The 13272-nt window shown below is 69.9% G+C and carries 12 protein-coding genes; 1 reads left to right on the top strand and 11 read right to left on the bottom strand.

The features are described from left to right. Positions 1-137: 137 nt before the first annotated feature. Positions 138-1046: a M23 family metallopeptidase gene (locus tag EBL85_RS01825; protein ID WP_123140010.1), complete on the bottom strand. Its 909-nt coding sequence runs from the start codon at positions 1044-1046 to the stop codon at positions 138-140. Positions 1047-1240: 194 nt separating this feature from the next. Between EBL85_RS01825 and EBL85_RS01820 the strand changes: the two genes are divergently transcribed. Next, a complete protein-coding gene (locus EBL85_RS01820; protein ID WP_123140011.1) occupies positions 1241-1702 on the top strand; it encodes a DciA family protein in 462 nt (153 codons plus the stop codon). A 122-nt stretch (positions 1703-1824) separates the two neighbouring features. Here EBL85_RS01820 and lpxC read toward each other — a convergent pair whose 3' ends face one another. The 10 genes from lpxC to murD form a co-directional block, all read right to left on the bottom strand. Then, the gene (gene lpxC / locus EBL85_RS01815) at positions 1825-2736 is read right to left on the bottom strand and encodes a UDP-3-O-acyl-N-acetylglucosamine deacetylase (protein WP_062277320.1); all 912 of its coding nucleotides are present in this window, start codon (positions 2734-2736) and stop codon (positions 1825-1827) included. 252 nt (positions 2737-2988) lie between these two features. Beyond that, a complete protein-coding gene (gene ftsZ, locus EBL85_RS01810; RefSeq protein WP_123140012.1) occupies positions 2989-4155 on the bottom strand; it encodes a cell division protein FtsZ in 1167 nt (388 codons plus the stop codon). A 211-nt stretch (positions 4156-4366) separates the two neighbouring features. Further along, positions 4367-5602, bottom strand: coding sequence for a cell division protein FtsA (gene ftsA / locus EBL85_RS01805; RefSeq protein ID WP_123140013.1), 1236 nt, complete (start codon positions 5600-5602; stop codon positions 4367-4369). A 6-nt stretch (positions 5603-5608) separates the two neighbouring features. Further along, positions 5609-6409 carry a cell division protein FtsQ/DivIB gene (locus EBL85_RS01800; protein WP_223806021.1) on the bottom strand — a complete coding sequence of 267 codons (801 nt, stop codon included), beginning with the start codon at positions 6407-6409 and terminating at the stop codon, positions 5609-5611. Then, positions 6402-7337 (bottom strand): D-alanine--D-alanine ligase, encoded by a 936-nt coding sequence (locus EBL85_RS01795; RefSeq protein ID WP_123140014.1) that lies wholly within the window; start codon positions 7335-7337, stop codon positions 6402-6404. Before EBL85_RS01795 ends, EBL85_RS01800 begins: the two co-directional genes overlap by 8 nt. After that, positions 7334-8230, bottom strand: a complete 897-nt coding sequence (murB, locus tag EBL85_RS01790; protein WP_123142012.1) for a UDP-N-acetylmuramate dehydrogenase — start codon at positions 8228-8230, stop codon at positions 7334-7336. The genes EBL85_RS01795 and murB overlap by 4 nt, the downstream gene beginning before the upstream one ends. Beyond that, positions 8227-9654 (bottom strand): UDP-N-acetylmuramate--L-alanine ligase, encoded by a 1428-nt coding sequence (murC, locus tag EBL85_RS01785; RefSeq protein ID WP_123140016.1) that lies wholly within the window; start codon positions 9652-9654, stop codon positions 8227-8229. The genes murB and murC overlap by 4 nt, the downstream gene beginning before the upstream one ends. Beyond that, positions 9651-10727 carry an undecaprenyldiphospho-muramoylpentapeptide beta-N-acetylglucosaminyltransferase gene (gene murG, locus EBL85_RS01780; RefSeq protein WP_123142011.1) on the bottom strand — a complete coding sequence of 359 codons (1077 nt, stop codon included), beginning with the start codon at positions 10725-10727 and terminating at the stop codon, positions 9651-9653. Before murG ends, murC begins: the two co-directional genes overlap by 4 nt. Next, positions 10712-11908: a putative lipid II flippase FtsW gene (ftsW, locus tag EBL85_RS01775; RefSeq protein WP_123140018.1), complete on the bottom strand. Its 1197-nt coding sequence runs from the start codon at positions 11906-11908 to the stop codon at positions 10712-10714. Before ftsW ends, murG begins: the two co-directional genes overlap by 16 nt. Continuing rightward, positions 11905-13272 carry a UDP-N-acetylmuramoyl-L-alanine--D-glutamate ligase gene (murD, locus tag EBL85_RS01770; RefSeq protein ID WP_123140019.1) on the bottom strand — a complete coding sequence of 456 codons (1368 nt, stop codon included), beginning with the start codon at positions 13270-13272 and terminating at the stop codon, positions 11905-11907. Before murD ends, ftsW begins: the two co-directional genes overlap by 4 nt.

Raw genomic sequence — 13272 nt, 5'->3', positions numbered from 1 at the left:
CCTGGGAAAATCGGGAAATTGTACCGGATTTACTTGACCCTTGCGGGACCGCCGGGGGCGGAGCGAACGAGGCCCCCGCAGGGCGCACGGCATGACGAGGGACGCGTGACACGCCCCGGTGAAGCTGCAGACGACGCTCAGCCGCCCGACTGATCGGCACCGGCGTCGGCCAGGGTGCGCTTGGGCGTCTTGCCGAGATAGGCCATGGGGTCGACCGGCTCGCCGTCCTTGAGCACCTCGAAGTGCACGTGCGGACCGGTGGCGACGCCCGACGAGCCGACGGTGGCGATCTTCTGGCCCCGGCGCACCATCTGCCCGACCTCGACCAGGTTCTTGCTGTTATGGGCGTAGCGGGTGATCAGCCCGTCCATGTGACGGATATCGACCACCCAACCGTAGCCATTGCGCCGGCCGCTGAACTCGACCACGCCATCGGCAGCCGCAGCGATCGGGGTGCCGCGCGGACTGGCGAAGTCGACACCGCTGTGGAACAACCGCACCTTGCGTGTCGGATGGATGCGATAGCCGAAGTTGGAGGTGATATAACCGGAGGCGACCGGCCAGTTGGTCGGCAACGCCTGCGCCTTGAGCCCCTGCTCCATCACCACGCCCTCGATCACCCCGAGCTTGCGCTGGCGATCATCGATGAGGCTGGCGACGCTGCCGAGTTCGCTGACCAGCTCCTTGATGGTGTAGTCGCGCACCGGTCCCTCGGCGGGTCCACCCTGCGGCGGCGGTCGATCGAAGTCGAACTCCTCGGCGTCGAGCCCTGACATCTGCACCAGCCGCGCGCCGAGCGCATTGAGTCGCAGCAGTTCGGCCTGCATCTCACCGAGACGGGCGGCGAGCGCGTTGATTTCATCGGTGGAGGGGTTGGCGGGGATCGAGAGGGTGGATGCGGAGGCGGGCGGTGGAGCAGGCGGCTCGATGCGGGTGAGGGACTGACCGGTCAGGAATCCGATCCCGCCGCCACCGAGGGCGCAGGCCCCGAGGGCCAGCAGGATCACCTGGCCGCGCAGGGCCTTGCTTCGATCGAGATGATGCATCGCTTCTCTCTACGGTTGGGCTCACGCCAGAGGGCGCGAGTTTATACTATGGCGACGTGATTTGATCATGGCTTTGCCGAGACGGCCCCATTGGCGATCGACCGGAAACGCCCGATGATTGAATACCTACGCCTCATGGATATCATCGGGCACCAGTGCACGCCTCATCCTCGACACAGCGACAGCCCGCAGTGATGCCCGACCGGCCCAAGACGATCCACGACCTGCTCTGGAACAACCCCATGGTGCGCGACCGGCTCGCCCGGCGACAGCGTGAGCTCGAGCTGCTCGAGGCCGCTCGTCAACGCGTCCCCGGGGGGTTGCAGCGTCACTGCATCGACGCCCACCTCGAGGACACCACCCTGGTGCTGGTACTCGACTCGCCGGCGTGGGCCACCCGCGCGCGCTTTCTCGCCCGCGATCTCGGCGCCGCGCTGGCCGCGCGCGACCTCACCGCGGTGCGCATCCAGACCCGGCCGCCGCAACCTCAGCGCCAGCACGCTCCCAAGGCCCAGGTCGGTACTCCGCGTCGACTCTCAGCGGCAACCGTCGAACACCTGCGCACCGCCGCCGAACACCTCGACGACCCCGAGCTCGCCGCCACGCTCAGACGGCTCGCCGAGCATCATGCCGAGGACGACACCTCGAGCGACTGAGCGCAGGGGCACGGGCGCACGCAAACGACCGATCGATGCCTCGGCATCGATCGGTCGTTGCTGCAGTGGATTGGCTTGGGCGGGGCACGGTCATCATCGTCGCCCCGCCCCGACCCGGCGACTCAGATCGCGGCCACCGGCTGACCATAACCGATGGGAGCGCACTCACCGTCCTCGAAGCTGACCTCCTCCCAGGCGGCGGTGTCGGCAACCAGGGCGCGGACCAGCATGTTGTTGAGTGCGTGTCCGGACTTGTGACCGCAGAAGGCGCCGACCAGCGAGTGGCCGAGCAGGTACAGGTCACCGATGGCGTCGAGCATCTTGTGACGCACGAACTCGTCGTCGTAGCGCAGGCCTTCCTCGTTGAGCACCCGGTACTCGTCGACCACCACGGCGTTGTCGAGACTGCCGCCGAGGGCGAGATTCTGCTGACGCAGCGCCTCGATCTCCTTGAGGAAACCGAAGGTCCGGGCGCGGCTGACCTCGCGCACGAAGGAGTGGGTCGAGAGGTCGATACTGGCGCGATTGACCCGGGCGTGGAAGGCCGGATGATCGAAATCGATGGAGAAATCGACCCGGAAGCCGTGATAAGGCGTGAAGCGGGCGAACTTGTCACCGTCACGCACCTCGACCGGGCGCTTGATGCGGATGAAGCGCTTGGCCCTGGGCTGCTCCTCGACACCGGCCGACTGGATGAGGAAGACGAAGGGCGCAGCGCTGCCGTCCATGATCGGTACCTCGGCGGCACCGAGGTCGACATAGGCGTTGTCGATGCCGAAGCCGGCGAAGGCGGCGAGCAGATGCTCGACGGTGGAGACCCGCACGTCGCCGCGCACCAGGGTGGTGGAGAGCCGGGTGTCGCCGACATTGAAGGGCGTGGCCTGGATCTCGACCGGGGTGTCGAGATCCACCCGCCGGAACACGATACCGGTATCCGGGGCGGCCGGACGCAGGGTGAGCGCGACCTTCTCACCGGTGTGGAGTCCCACGCCGGTGGTCTGGATCACGGTCTTCAAGGTGCGTTGCTTGATCATCGCCCGGGTTACCCCTCGCTATCCACGGCGGCCGACGGCGATCCCTGCCGGTTGCCGTTCGAGTACCGCGCGGGACCGGTTCAACCGATCCCGCGCCGTTTGTCCTGTGCTCGATTCATGTGCACGCGCGTCATCACGACGGGTGCGGTTTCGGATAGCTTAGGGTTTTCCCGAAGATTTATCAAGTTTCGCACGCGACAAGACACGACCCCCCTGTTTTAAAACGCCTTTCAGATACAGGGAAACCCCTGATCAGTCGGCCTGACGACGCAGGAACGCGGGGATGTCGAGATAGTCCAGGTCGCTCTCCCCGACCGACTCCGAGGCCGCCTGGGCACCCGCCTTGCGCGCAACCGCCGGACGGCGATCGAGCTCGCGATAGTCGGGCGCACCCTCACCGCCGTCACCGCTGACCAGACGCATCGCCGGCTCCTGCAGCCCGGGGCGGCGGGCCTTGGCGCGATTGCCGCCGAGTCCGGTAGCGACCACGGTCACCCGCAGCTCGTCCTCGAGCTCGGGGTCGACCACGGTCCCGACCACCACGGTGGCGTCATCGTCGGCGAACTCGCGCACCGTGCTGCCGACCTCGTCGAACTCGCCGATGGTGAGGCTCATCCCGGCGGTGATGTTGACCAGGATGCCGCGAGCGCCGGCGAGATCGATGTCCTCCAGCAGCGGGCTGCGGATCGCCGCCTCGGCCGCCTCGCGGGCGCGGTTCTCGCCCTGGGCCGCGCCGGTGCCCATCATCGCCACGCCCATCTCCGACATCACCGTCTTGACGTCGGCGAAGTCGACGTTGATCAGCCCCGGACGGGTGATCAGCTCGGCGATGCCCTGGGTGGCGTTGAACAGCACGTCGTTGGCTGCACGGAAGGCATCGAGCAGGCTCATCTCCTTACCGAGCACCGCCAGCAGCTTCTCGTTGGGGATGGTGATCAGCGAATCGACATTGGTCGCCAGCTCGGCGATGCCCGCCTCGGCCACGCGACTGCGCTTGCCGCCCTCGAAGGGGAAGGGCTTGGTGACCACGGCGACGGTGAGGATGCCCAGCTCCTTGGCCACCTGGGCGACCACCGGCGCGGCGCCGGTACCGGTACCGCCGCCCATGCCGGCGGTGATGAAGACCATGTCGGCGCCCTCGAGCGCGTCCTGGATGCGATCACGGTCCTCCATCGCGGCGTTGCGCCCGACCTCGGGGTCGGCGCCCGCACCCAGCCCCTTGGTGATGCCCGCGCCGAGCTGCAGGATGGTCTTGACGTTGGAATTCTTCAGCGCCTGGGCGTCGGTGTTGGCGCAGATGAAGTCGACCCCCTCGATGGTCGAGGCGACCATGTGGTTGACCGCGTTGCCGCCGCCACCGCCGACGCCGATGACCTTGATGACCGCGTTCTGGCTATGGGTGTCCATCAGTTCGAACATGTGAAATCTCCTCTCTTGTTGCAGTGCGCAAAAACCTGAAACCTCGTCGGTGCCGCGCTCCAGGCGGCACCGCCCCCCGACATCCCCGGCGTCCTCCGGACACCGGGCCCTGAGACCGCAGGCCGCGGTCCATCCCGACTACGGTGCCGCTCGCGACACCGCCCTGCCGACACCACCGCCCCGGAGCGACCGAAGCGGCGGCATCGTCCCTCTAGAACGTGCCCTGGAACCAGCCGCGCATGCGCGACCACATCCCCTGCAACCCCGGCCCCTCGGCCATCTCGGGGGCACGGGCGAAGCGGTGCTGGCGCGCATACATCAGCAGCCCCACCCCGGTCGCATAGGCCGGGTTGTCGACCACCTCGGGCATGCCGACGACGTGCTGCGGCACACCGAGACGCACCGGCATGTCGAACACCGACTCGGCCAGCTCGACCAGGCCCTCCATCTTGGCCCCGCCGCCGGTGAGCACCACGCCGCCGGCGACCACCTCTTCCAGCCCGCTGCGCCGCAGCTCGTTCTTCAGCAGGGTCAGCAGCTCCTCGTAACGCGGCTCGGCGACCTCGGCGAGCATCTGCCGCGAGAGCCGGCGCGGCGGCCGATCGCCGATGCTCGGCACCTCGATCGCCTCGCTGTCGGTGGCGAGCTGGGCAAGCGCGCAGGCATGCTCGACCTTGATCTGCTCGGCGTACTGGGTGGGCGTGCGCAGCGCCACGGCGATGTCGTTGGTGACCTGGTCGCCGGCGATCGGGATCACCGAGGTGTGACGGATGGCGCCATTGGTGAACACCGCCATATCGGTCGTGCCGGCACCGATGTCGACCAGACAGACGCCGAGCTCCTTCTCGTCCTCGCCGAGCACCGAGTAGCTCGAGCTCAGCTGCGAGAGCACCAGATCGTCGACATCGAGTCCGCAGCGGCGGATGCATCGGGTGAGATTCTGCGCCGCGCTCGCCGCGCCGGTGACGATATGCACCTTGGCCTCGAGCCGCACCCCGCACATGCCGATCGGCTCGCGCACCCCGCCCTGCTCGTCGATGATGAACTCCTGCGGCAGGATGTGCAGGGTCTTCTGATCGGCCGGGATCGCCACCGCGCGCGCCGAGTCGATCACCTGATCGACATCGGCCTGGGTGACCTCGCCCTCGTTGACCTTGGCGACACCGTCGGAGTTGAAGCTGCGCACATGGCTGCCGGCGATCCCGGCGTGCACCGAGTGGATCTCGCAGCCGGCCATCAGCTCGGCCTCCTCCACCGCACGCTGGATCGACTGCACCGTCGACTCGATATCGACCACCACCCCGCGCTTGAGTCCGCGCGAGGGATGGGCGCCGATACCGATGATCTCGATCTGGTCATCATCCTTGAGCTCGCCGATCAGGGCGGCGACCTTGGAGGTCCCGATGTCCAGGCCCACCAAAAGATTCTTGTCGTTACGTCGCGACATCCGGTTCTATCCTCGATTGTCGGGCCACTCCGGGCGACCCGAGTTCGCGCGGACCTGCGCCTGTCTCTCGTCCGCCCAGCGCACGGCGAACCCGTTGCTGTAGCGCAGATCCACGACCAACAGTTGTCCAACCGCCTCGAGCTGCGGGGCGTTGGCGATGAAACGGGCGAGCCGCTCCTCGACCTGCTCGGAACCGAGCCGCAGCTCGGTGCCCATGACCAGCTCGACGCGCCAGTCGCCGCGCGGATCGACCGCCAGGGTCTGGATCAGATGACCGACCAGCATCAGCCGGTCGCGCCAATCCTGATAGCGACTCGCCAGCTCGGCGGCACGCGCCTCCTCACCCACGAGCACCGGCAACCCCGCCGGCAGGGTCGCGGCGCGCGGCCGGAACACCACCCCCTCGGCGGTCACCAGACCGTCGTCGTTCCAGCGCGCGATCGGTCGATGCTCCTCGACCAGCACCAGCAACCGATCGGGCCACACCCGACGCAGACTGGCATGACCGACCCAGGCCAGCGACTCGGCCGCGCGCTTGAGCTCGACCAGGTTGGCGGTCAGGATGCCGCCGTCGAGCCGCTCGGTCAGGGTCTGGCTGAGCAGCGCCGAGGAGTGATGGTGCAGCTCGCCCTCGACCTCGACCACCCGCACCGGCAGCAGAAAGGGCTCCCAGCGCAGGAACAGCCAGCCGCCGACCGGCATCGCCAGCAGCAACAACACCCCGAGCAGCGTGCGCCAGCGCGAGCGCCCCAGCCGCTGCGACAGCGGACGCTTCCTGGTAGCCCCGCGACGGCGTCGTTCAGCCACGGTCGAAACTCGTCTCCAGGATGCGCCACACCAGCCGATCGAAGTCCATCCCCGCCGCCCGCGCCGCCATCGGCACCAGGCTGTGATCGGTCATCCCCGGCACCGTATTGATCTCCAGCAGGAAGGGGTCTCCTGCGGCGTCGAGCATCAGGTCGACCCGCCCCCAACCGCTCGCCCCGGCCTGTTCGAAGGCGTCGAGCGCGAGCGACTGCAGCGCGTGCTCGCGCGCCGGCTCCAGTCCGCAGGGGCAGAAATAGCGGGTGGTGTCGGCGCTGTACTTGGCCTCGTAGTCGTAGAAGACGTTGGGCGTCTCCAGCCGGATCAGCGGCAGCGCCTCCTCGCCGAGGATGGCACAGGTGTACTCCGCCCCGGCGATCCAGCGCTCGGCGAGCACCAGGGCGTCGAAGGCACTCGCCGCACGCCAGGCGGCGGCGAGCCCGGCGACGTCCTCGACCTTGGCCATGCCGATGCTCGAGCCCTCGTGCACCGGCTTGACCATCAACGGGAAACCGAGCGCCGCAGCCGCCGGCAGGTCGTCCTCGTCGCGCAGCAGCACGGCGTCTGCGGTGGGCAGACCGCCCCCCGACCACAGCAGCTTGCAGCGATGCTTGTCCATGCCCAGCGCCGAACCGAGCACCCCGGAGCCGGTGTAGGGCATGCCGATGCGCTCGAGCGCGCCCTGGATCTGGCCGTCCTCGCCGCCACGTCCGTGGAGCACCACGAAGGCGCGCGCGAAGCCCCCGACCCGCAAGCGCTCGAGCACGTCGGCGCCGGGGTCGAGCGGCTCGGCGTCGACGCCCTGACGGCGCAGCGCCTCGAGCACCGCACGCCCGCTCCTCAGCGAGATCTCGCGCTCGGCCGCCTCGCCACCGAGCAACACCGCGACCCGGCCGAACTCGGCCGCGTCCTGAACCCGATGCCTGGTCATGACTCCCCCCCGACGACCCGCCGCACCTCGGGCATCAGCCGGACCCCGCTGGCGCGTTCGACCGTGGTCTGCACCAGCGCGATCAGCTCGGCGATGTCCCGGGCGGTGGCATCGCCCGTGTTGATGATGAAGTTGGCGTGACGCTCCGAGACCTGGGCCCCGCCGAGTCGTCGCCCCTTGAGCCCGTTGGCCTCGATCAGTCGCGCGGCATGGTCCCCCGGCGGATTGCGGAACACCGAGCCGCAGCTCGGCTGACCGATCGGCTGGGTGGCGGCGCGACGATCGAGCAGGGCGCGAATCCGCGCCATCGCCGCGGCGCCGTCGCCGGGTTCGAGCGCCAGATCGGCGCCGACGAACCACTCGCCCGCCGGCCCGCGCACCTCGCGATAGCCCGGGGTGAAGTCGCTCGCCGGGCGCTCGCGGACCCGCCCCCGGCGATCGATGGTGCGCACGCGCGCCACCCACGGCCAGGTCTCGCCGCCCCAGGCCCCGGCGTTCATCGCCAGGGCGCCGCCGAGGGTGCCGGGGATACCGGCGAGGAACTCGATCCCGACCAGGTCGGCGCGCGCGGCGACGCGGGCGAGCTTGGCGCAGGCCACCCCGGCGCCGACCCGCAGGCCGTGCTCGCCGTGACGCTCGAACCCGTCGAGACAGCCCAGGGTGTGGATCACGGTGCCGGGGAACCCGGCATCGTCGATCAACACATTGCTCCCCAGCCCCAGCCACAGCAGCGGCTCGTCGGGGTCGAGCGCGGCGAGGAAGACGGCGAGGTCGTCGAGATCGGCGGGACGGTAGAGCCTTCGCGCCGGACCGCCGACCCGCCAGCTGGTGTAGCGGGCCAGCGGCTCGTGTTCGAGCAGGGTGCCGCGCCAGGGTGTCGTCGTCTCGCTCATCGGCCCTGCTCCAGCAGCTGCGGCAGTCGCGCGGCCAGCCGACCGATGTCGCCGGCCCCGGCCACCAGCACGATATCGCCGTCCTCGAGCAGGTTGGGCAGCAGCTCGGGCACGGCCTCGGGGCCCTCGACGAACACCGGATCGCACTCGCCCCGGGTACGGATGGCGCGGCTCAGTGCACGCCCGTCGGCACCGGGGATCGGCTGCTCGCCGGCCGGATAGACCTCGCAGAGCACCAGGGCATCGACCCCCGAGAGCACCGCAACGAAATCATCGAACTGCTCCTGGGTCCGTGAATAGCGATGCGGCTGGAACACCAGCACCAGCCGCCGCCCCGGCCAGCCCGCACGCGCCGCCTCCAGGGTCGCGGCGAGTTCGCGCGGGTGATGGCCATAGTCGTCGACCACCAGCAGGTCGCGCCCCCAGGCGTCGCGCAGCTCGTGGGAGACGAAGCGCCGCCCCACCCCCTCGAAGCGCGACAGCGCGCGCGCGATCGCCGGCTCCTCGACGCCGAGCTCGAGCGCCACGGTGATCGCCGCCAGGGCGTTGAGCACATTGTGTCTGCCCGGCAGGTTGAGGGTCAGCTCGAGCGGTCCGTCGAGCGCGTCGCTCTCGACGCGGAAACTGGTGCGCATGCCGCACTGGCGCAGCGCGCTGGCGCGCACATCGGCCTCGGGGTGGGTGCCATAGGTCCGCACCGGCCGGGGGATGGTCGAGACCAGCTCGCGTACCACCGGGTCGTCGATACAGAGCACCGCCAACCCGTAGAAGGGCAGGTGATGGAGGAACTCGACGAAGGTGCTGCGCAGCCGCGAGAAGTCGTTACCGTAGGTGTGCATGTGATCGGCGTCGATATTGGTGACGATCGACACCATCGGCTGCAGATACAGGAAGGATGCGTCACTCTCGTCGGCCTCGGCCACCAGATACTTGGTGGTGCCGAGCTTGGCGTTGGCCCCGGCGCTGTTGAGCCGCCCGCCGATGACGAAGGTCGGGTCGAGCCCGCCCTCGGCGAGGATGCTCGCCACCAGACTGGTGGTGGTGGTCTTGCCGTGGGTCCCGGCCACCGCCACGCCGTAGTAGAAGCGCATCAGCTCGGCGAGCATCTCGGCACGGCGCACGATCGGGATGCGCGCGGCACGGGCGGCGCGGATCTCGGGGTTGTCCTCATCGATCGCCGTCGAGACCACCACCGCGTCGACATCGACGACCTGCTCGGCGCGATGGCCGACATGGATCTCGACGCCGAGCCCGGCGAGCCGGCGGGTGACCTCGCTCTCGCGCAGGTCCGAGCCGCTGACCTCGTAGCCGAGGTTGGCCATCAGCTCGGCAATCCCGCTCATCCCCGCCCCACCGATACCGATGAAGTGCAGACGCCGGACCCGCCCCATGTTAGCGGCGGTATGTTGCAGATGTGCGTTCATCGACCGATCTCCTCGAGACACCGGGCGGCGATCCGCGCCGCCGCCTCCGGTCGGGCGCGCCCGCGCGCGACCTCGGCCATCGCCAGCAGCGCGGCGCGATCACCGAGCAGCTCGGCGAGCAGCTCGCCGAGGCGTTCGGCGGTGAGCTCGGTCTGCGGCAGCAGACGCGCCGCGCCGGCCTCGACCAGATAACCGGCATTGGCCCGCTGGTGGTCGTCGACGGCGTGCGGATAGGGCACCAGCACCGCGCCCACGCCGGCGGCGGCGAGCTCCGAGACGGTCAGCGCGCCGGCGCGACAGACCACCAGGTCGGCCCAGGCATAGGCCGCGGCCATGTCGTCGATGAAGGGCACCACCTCGGCCTCGACACCGGCCTCGCGATAGGCCGCGCGCGCCTCCTCCAGGGTGCGCGCGCCGGCCTGATGGCGGACCAGCGGACGCGTCTCGGGGGCGAGCCGGGCGAGCGCCGGGGCCAGCGTGCGATTGAGCGCGAGCGCCCCGAGCGAACCGCCAAGCACCAGCAGCCGCGCCGCGCCGTCACGCTCGCGCCAGCGCGCGGCCGGGGTCGGCAGCGCGGCGATCTCGGCGCGCACCGGATTGCCACTGACCTCGGCGCGACCGGGGGCGAAGCTCCCCGGGAAGCCCTCAAAGACCCGGCGCGCGATCCGCGACAACCACTGGTTGGTCAGCCCCGGCACCCGGTTCTGCTCCTGTACCACCAACGGGATGCCGAGCACGCGCGCCATCACCCCGCCGGGACCCGAGACGAAGCCGCCCATGCCGAGCACCAGCGCCGGGCGCCGCCGGCGCAGGATGCGCGCGGCCTGCCACGAGGCGCGCGCCAGCCGCCAGGGGGCGAGCACGCGGGAGCGCCAGCCCTTGCCACGCACCCCCTCGATGCCGAGCCACTCGATCTCAAAGCCGTGCTCGGGCACCAGCCGCGACTCCATGCCGCGCCGGGTACCGATCCAGAACACCCGCGCGCCCTCGGCGCGCAGCCGCTCGGCCACCGCCAGCGCGGGAAACACGTGCCCACCGGTACCGCCGGCCATGACGCCTATGCACGGACCCATTTCAACCCCCGTCTTGGTCCCGCCTCGGACTGCGTCTGACGCACCGTGGCATCGATGCGCAGCAGCAGCCCCACCGCCATACAGGCGACGATCAGGCTGTTGCTGCCGTAACTGAGAAACGGCAGGGTCAGCCCCTTGGTCGGGAGCAGCCCCACATTGACCCCGATGTTGACGAATGCCTGCATCCCGATCCACAACCCGATGCCCTGCGCGGCATGAGCGGCAAAGGCCTTGCCCAGCGCCTGGGCGCGGGCGCCGATGGCGAAGGCGCGCCAGGTGACGAAGGCAAAGGCGGCCACCAGCAGCAGGGTGCCGAGCAGACCGAACTCCTCGCCGATCACCGAGGCGAGGAAGTCGGTGTGCGCCTCGGGCAGGAAGAACTGCTTCTGGATGCCGTTGCCGAGGCCGACCCCCAGCCACTCGCCGCGACCGAAGGCGATCAACGCCTGGCTGAGCTGGTAGCCGCTGTTGAAGGGGTCATCGAAAGGATCGAGGAAGGAGGTGACGCGCTGCATCCGATAGGGGGAGACGAGCACCAGGGTGATCAGCCCGGCACCGACCACCGCGATCAGCAGCACGAAGGGCAGCACGCTCACCCCGCCGAGGAAGAGCATCCCCATCACCGTGGCGAGCATCACCGCGGTGGTGCCGAAGTCGGGCTGCATCAGGATCATCGCACCGGCCACCCCGACCAGGATCATCGGATGGATGAAGCCCGAGATCCGGTTGGCCACGGCATCGGCGTGACGCACCAGATAGCCGGCGACATAGACCACCGCGAACAGTTTCATGAACTCGGAGGGCTGGAGATTGAAGGGACCGAGCGGGATCCAGCGCGTCGCACCATTGACCGAGTAGCCGATCCCCGGCAACAGGACCAACATCAGCGAGGCCATGCCGAACAGGAACAGCCAGACCCCGTAGCGCTCCCACCACAGCAGCGGCAGGCGATAGGCGGCGACCCCGCCGATCAGCCCGAGCACGAGCGCGATGGTGTGACGGATCACGTAATAGAAGGGCGTGCCGCAGCAGCTCTCGGCGATCGACATCGACGCCGAGGCGACCATCACCAGACCGAAGCCGAGCAGCGCGAGCACGCAGATCAGCAACGCGTGGTCGAATGCGGGCAGCCGCTCGCGGCGACGACGCGGGTTGCGCACTGGACGGGCGGCGACGCTCATTGCGACAACCCCCGCACCGCCGCGGCGAAGACCCGGCCACGATGGGCATAGCCCTCGAACATGTCGAAGCTCGCACAGGCCGGCGAGAGCAGCACCCGATCCCCCGGCTGCGCCAGCTCGGCGGCCAGTCGCACCGCCTCGGCCATGTCGGCGGCATGGCACACCGGTACCACGCCGGCGAGCACCGTCTCGATCAGCGGCGCGTCGCGCCCGAGCAGCACCGCCGCGCGCGCGGCGCGCGCCACCGCCGGGCGCAGCGGCGTGAAGTCCGCACCCTTGCCGTCGCCGCCGGCAATCAGCACCACCCGAGCGGGGTCACCCGCGCCGACCAGCCCGTCGAGCGCGGCCACGGTGGCGCCCGGGTTGGTGCCCTTGGAATCGTCGTACCAGCGCACCCCGTCACGCTCGCGCACCAGTTCGCAGCGGTGCGCCAGCCCGGGGAAGTTGGTCAGCGCCTTGCAGCAGGCCTCGCGCGGCAGCCCGCAGGCCTCGGCGAGCGCCAGCGCGGCGAGCGCGTTGGCGAGGTTGTGGCGTCCGGCCAGGGCGAGGCGCGCGCACTCGAGCAGTGGCGTGTCGCCGCGACAGATCCAGTCCTCGCCGCGATGACGGCGTACCCCGTAGTCGTCCGCACCGGGCTCGCCGAGGGTGAAGCCGATCAGCGCGCGCGCCGGCTCGGCGGCGACCATCGCCATCACCTCGGGGTCGTCGCGGTTGACCACCGCCACCCGCGCGCCGCGGTAGATCCGCGCCTTGGCCGCGGCATAGCCGGCGAGATCCGGGTAGCGGTCCATGTGATCGGGCGAGAGGTTGAGCACCACCGCGACCTCGGCGCCAAGGCTGTGGGTGGTCTCGAGCTGGAAGCTCGAGAGTTCGAGCACATAGAGCTCGGCGCGCGCATCGAGCAGCTCCAGCGCCGGCTCGCCGAGGTTGCCGCCAGCCGCCGCGCGCCGCCCGGCCAGCCGCGCCATCAGCCCGACCAGCGAGGTCACCGTGCTCTTGCCGTTGGAGCCGGTGATGGCGCAGATCGGCGCGCGCGCGGCGCGGGCGAACAGTTCGATGTCGCCGACCACCTCGACCCCGCGGGCGATCGCCGCGGCGATCAGCGGCTCGGCGAGCGCCACCCCGGGGCTGACCACCAGCTGCTCGGCGGCCTCGAACACCTCGCGCTCGAAACCGCCGACGAACACCGCCAGCTCCGGCAGCGACTCGCGCAGCGCATCGAGCCCGGGGGGCTGGGCGCGCGAGTCGGTCACCGCCGTCGGCACGCCCTGGGCATGCAGGTAGCGCGCGCAGGACAGCCCGGTCTTGCCGAGGCCGACGACCAGGGTCTTGGGGGCTGGGGGCTGGGTGAGTCGCTCAGTCAT

Origin of the sequence: Marichromatium sp. AB32 (genome assembly GCF_003718675.1) — a bacterium.
GTDB classification, from domain to species: Bacteria; Pseudomonadota; Gammaproteobacteria; order Chromatiales; family Chromatiaceae; genus Marichromatium; species Marichromatium gracile.
This window is presented reverse-complemented; position numbering and strand designations above follow the sequence as displayed.

Bases quoted from the DNA above. Each gene is read 5' to 3' on its own strand.
- EBL85_RS01825 (WP_123140010.1), bottom strand. From the start codon at position 1,046: ATGCATCATCTCGATCGAAGCAAGGCCCTGCGCGGCCAGGTGATCCTG.
- EBL85_RS01820 (WP_123140011.1), top strand. From the start codon at position 1,241: ATGCCCGACCGGCCCAAGACGATCCACGACCTGCTCTGGAACAACCCC.
- lpxC (WP_062277320.1), bottom strand. From the start codon at position 2,736: ATGATCAAGCAACGCACCTTGAAGACCGTGATCCAGACCACCGGCGTG.
- ftsZ (WP_123140012.1), bottom strand. From the start codon at position 4,155: ATGTTCGAACTGATGGACACCCATAGCCAGAACGCGGTCATCAAGGTC.
- ftsA (WP_123140013.1), bottom strand. From the start codon at position 5,602: ATGTCGCGACGTAACGACAAGAATCTTTTGGTGGGCCTGGACATCGGG.
- EBL85_RS01795 (WP_123140014.1), bottom strand. From the start codon at position 7,337: ATGACCAGGCATCGGGTTCAGGACGCGGCCGAGTTCGGCCGGGTCGCG.
- murB (WP_123142012.1), bottom strand. From the start codon at position 8,230: ATGAGCGAGACGACGACACCCTGGCGCGGCACCCTGCTCGAACACGAG.
- murC (WP_123140016.1), bottom strand. From the start codon at position 9,654: ATGAACGCACATCTGCAACATACCGCCGCTAACATGGGGCGGGTCCGG.
- murG (WP_123142011.1), bottom strand. From the start codon at position 10,727: ATGGGTCCGTGCATAGGCGTCATGGCCGGCGGTACCGGTGGGCACGTG.
- ftsW (WP_123140018.1), bottom strand. From the start codon at position 11,908: ATGAGCGTCGCCGCCCGTCCAGTGCGCAACCCGCGTCGTCGCCGCGAG.
- murD (WP_123140019.1), bottom strand. From the start codon at position 13,272: ATGACTGAGCGACTCACCCAGCCCCCAGCCCCCAAGACCCTGGTCGTC.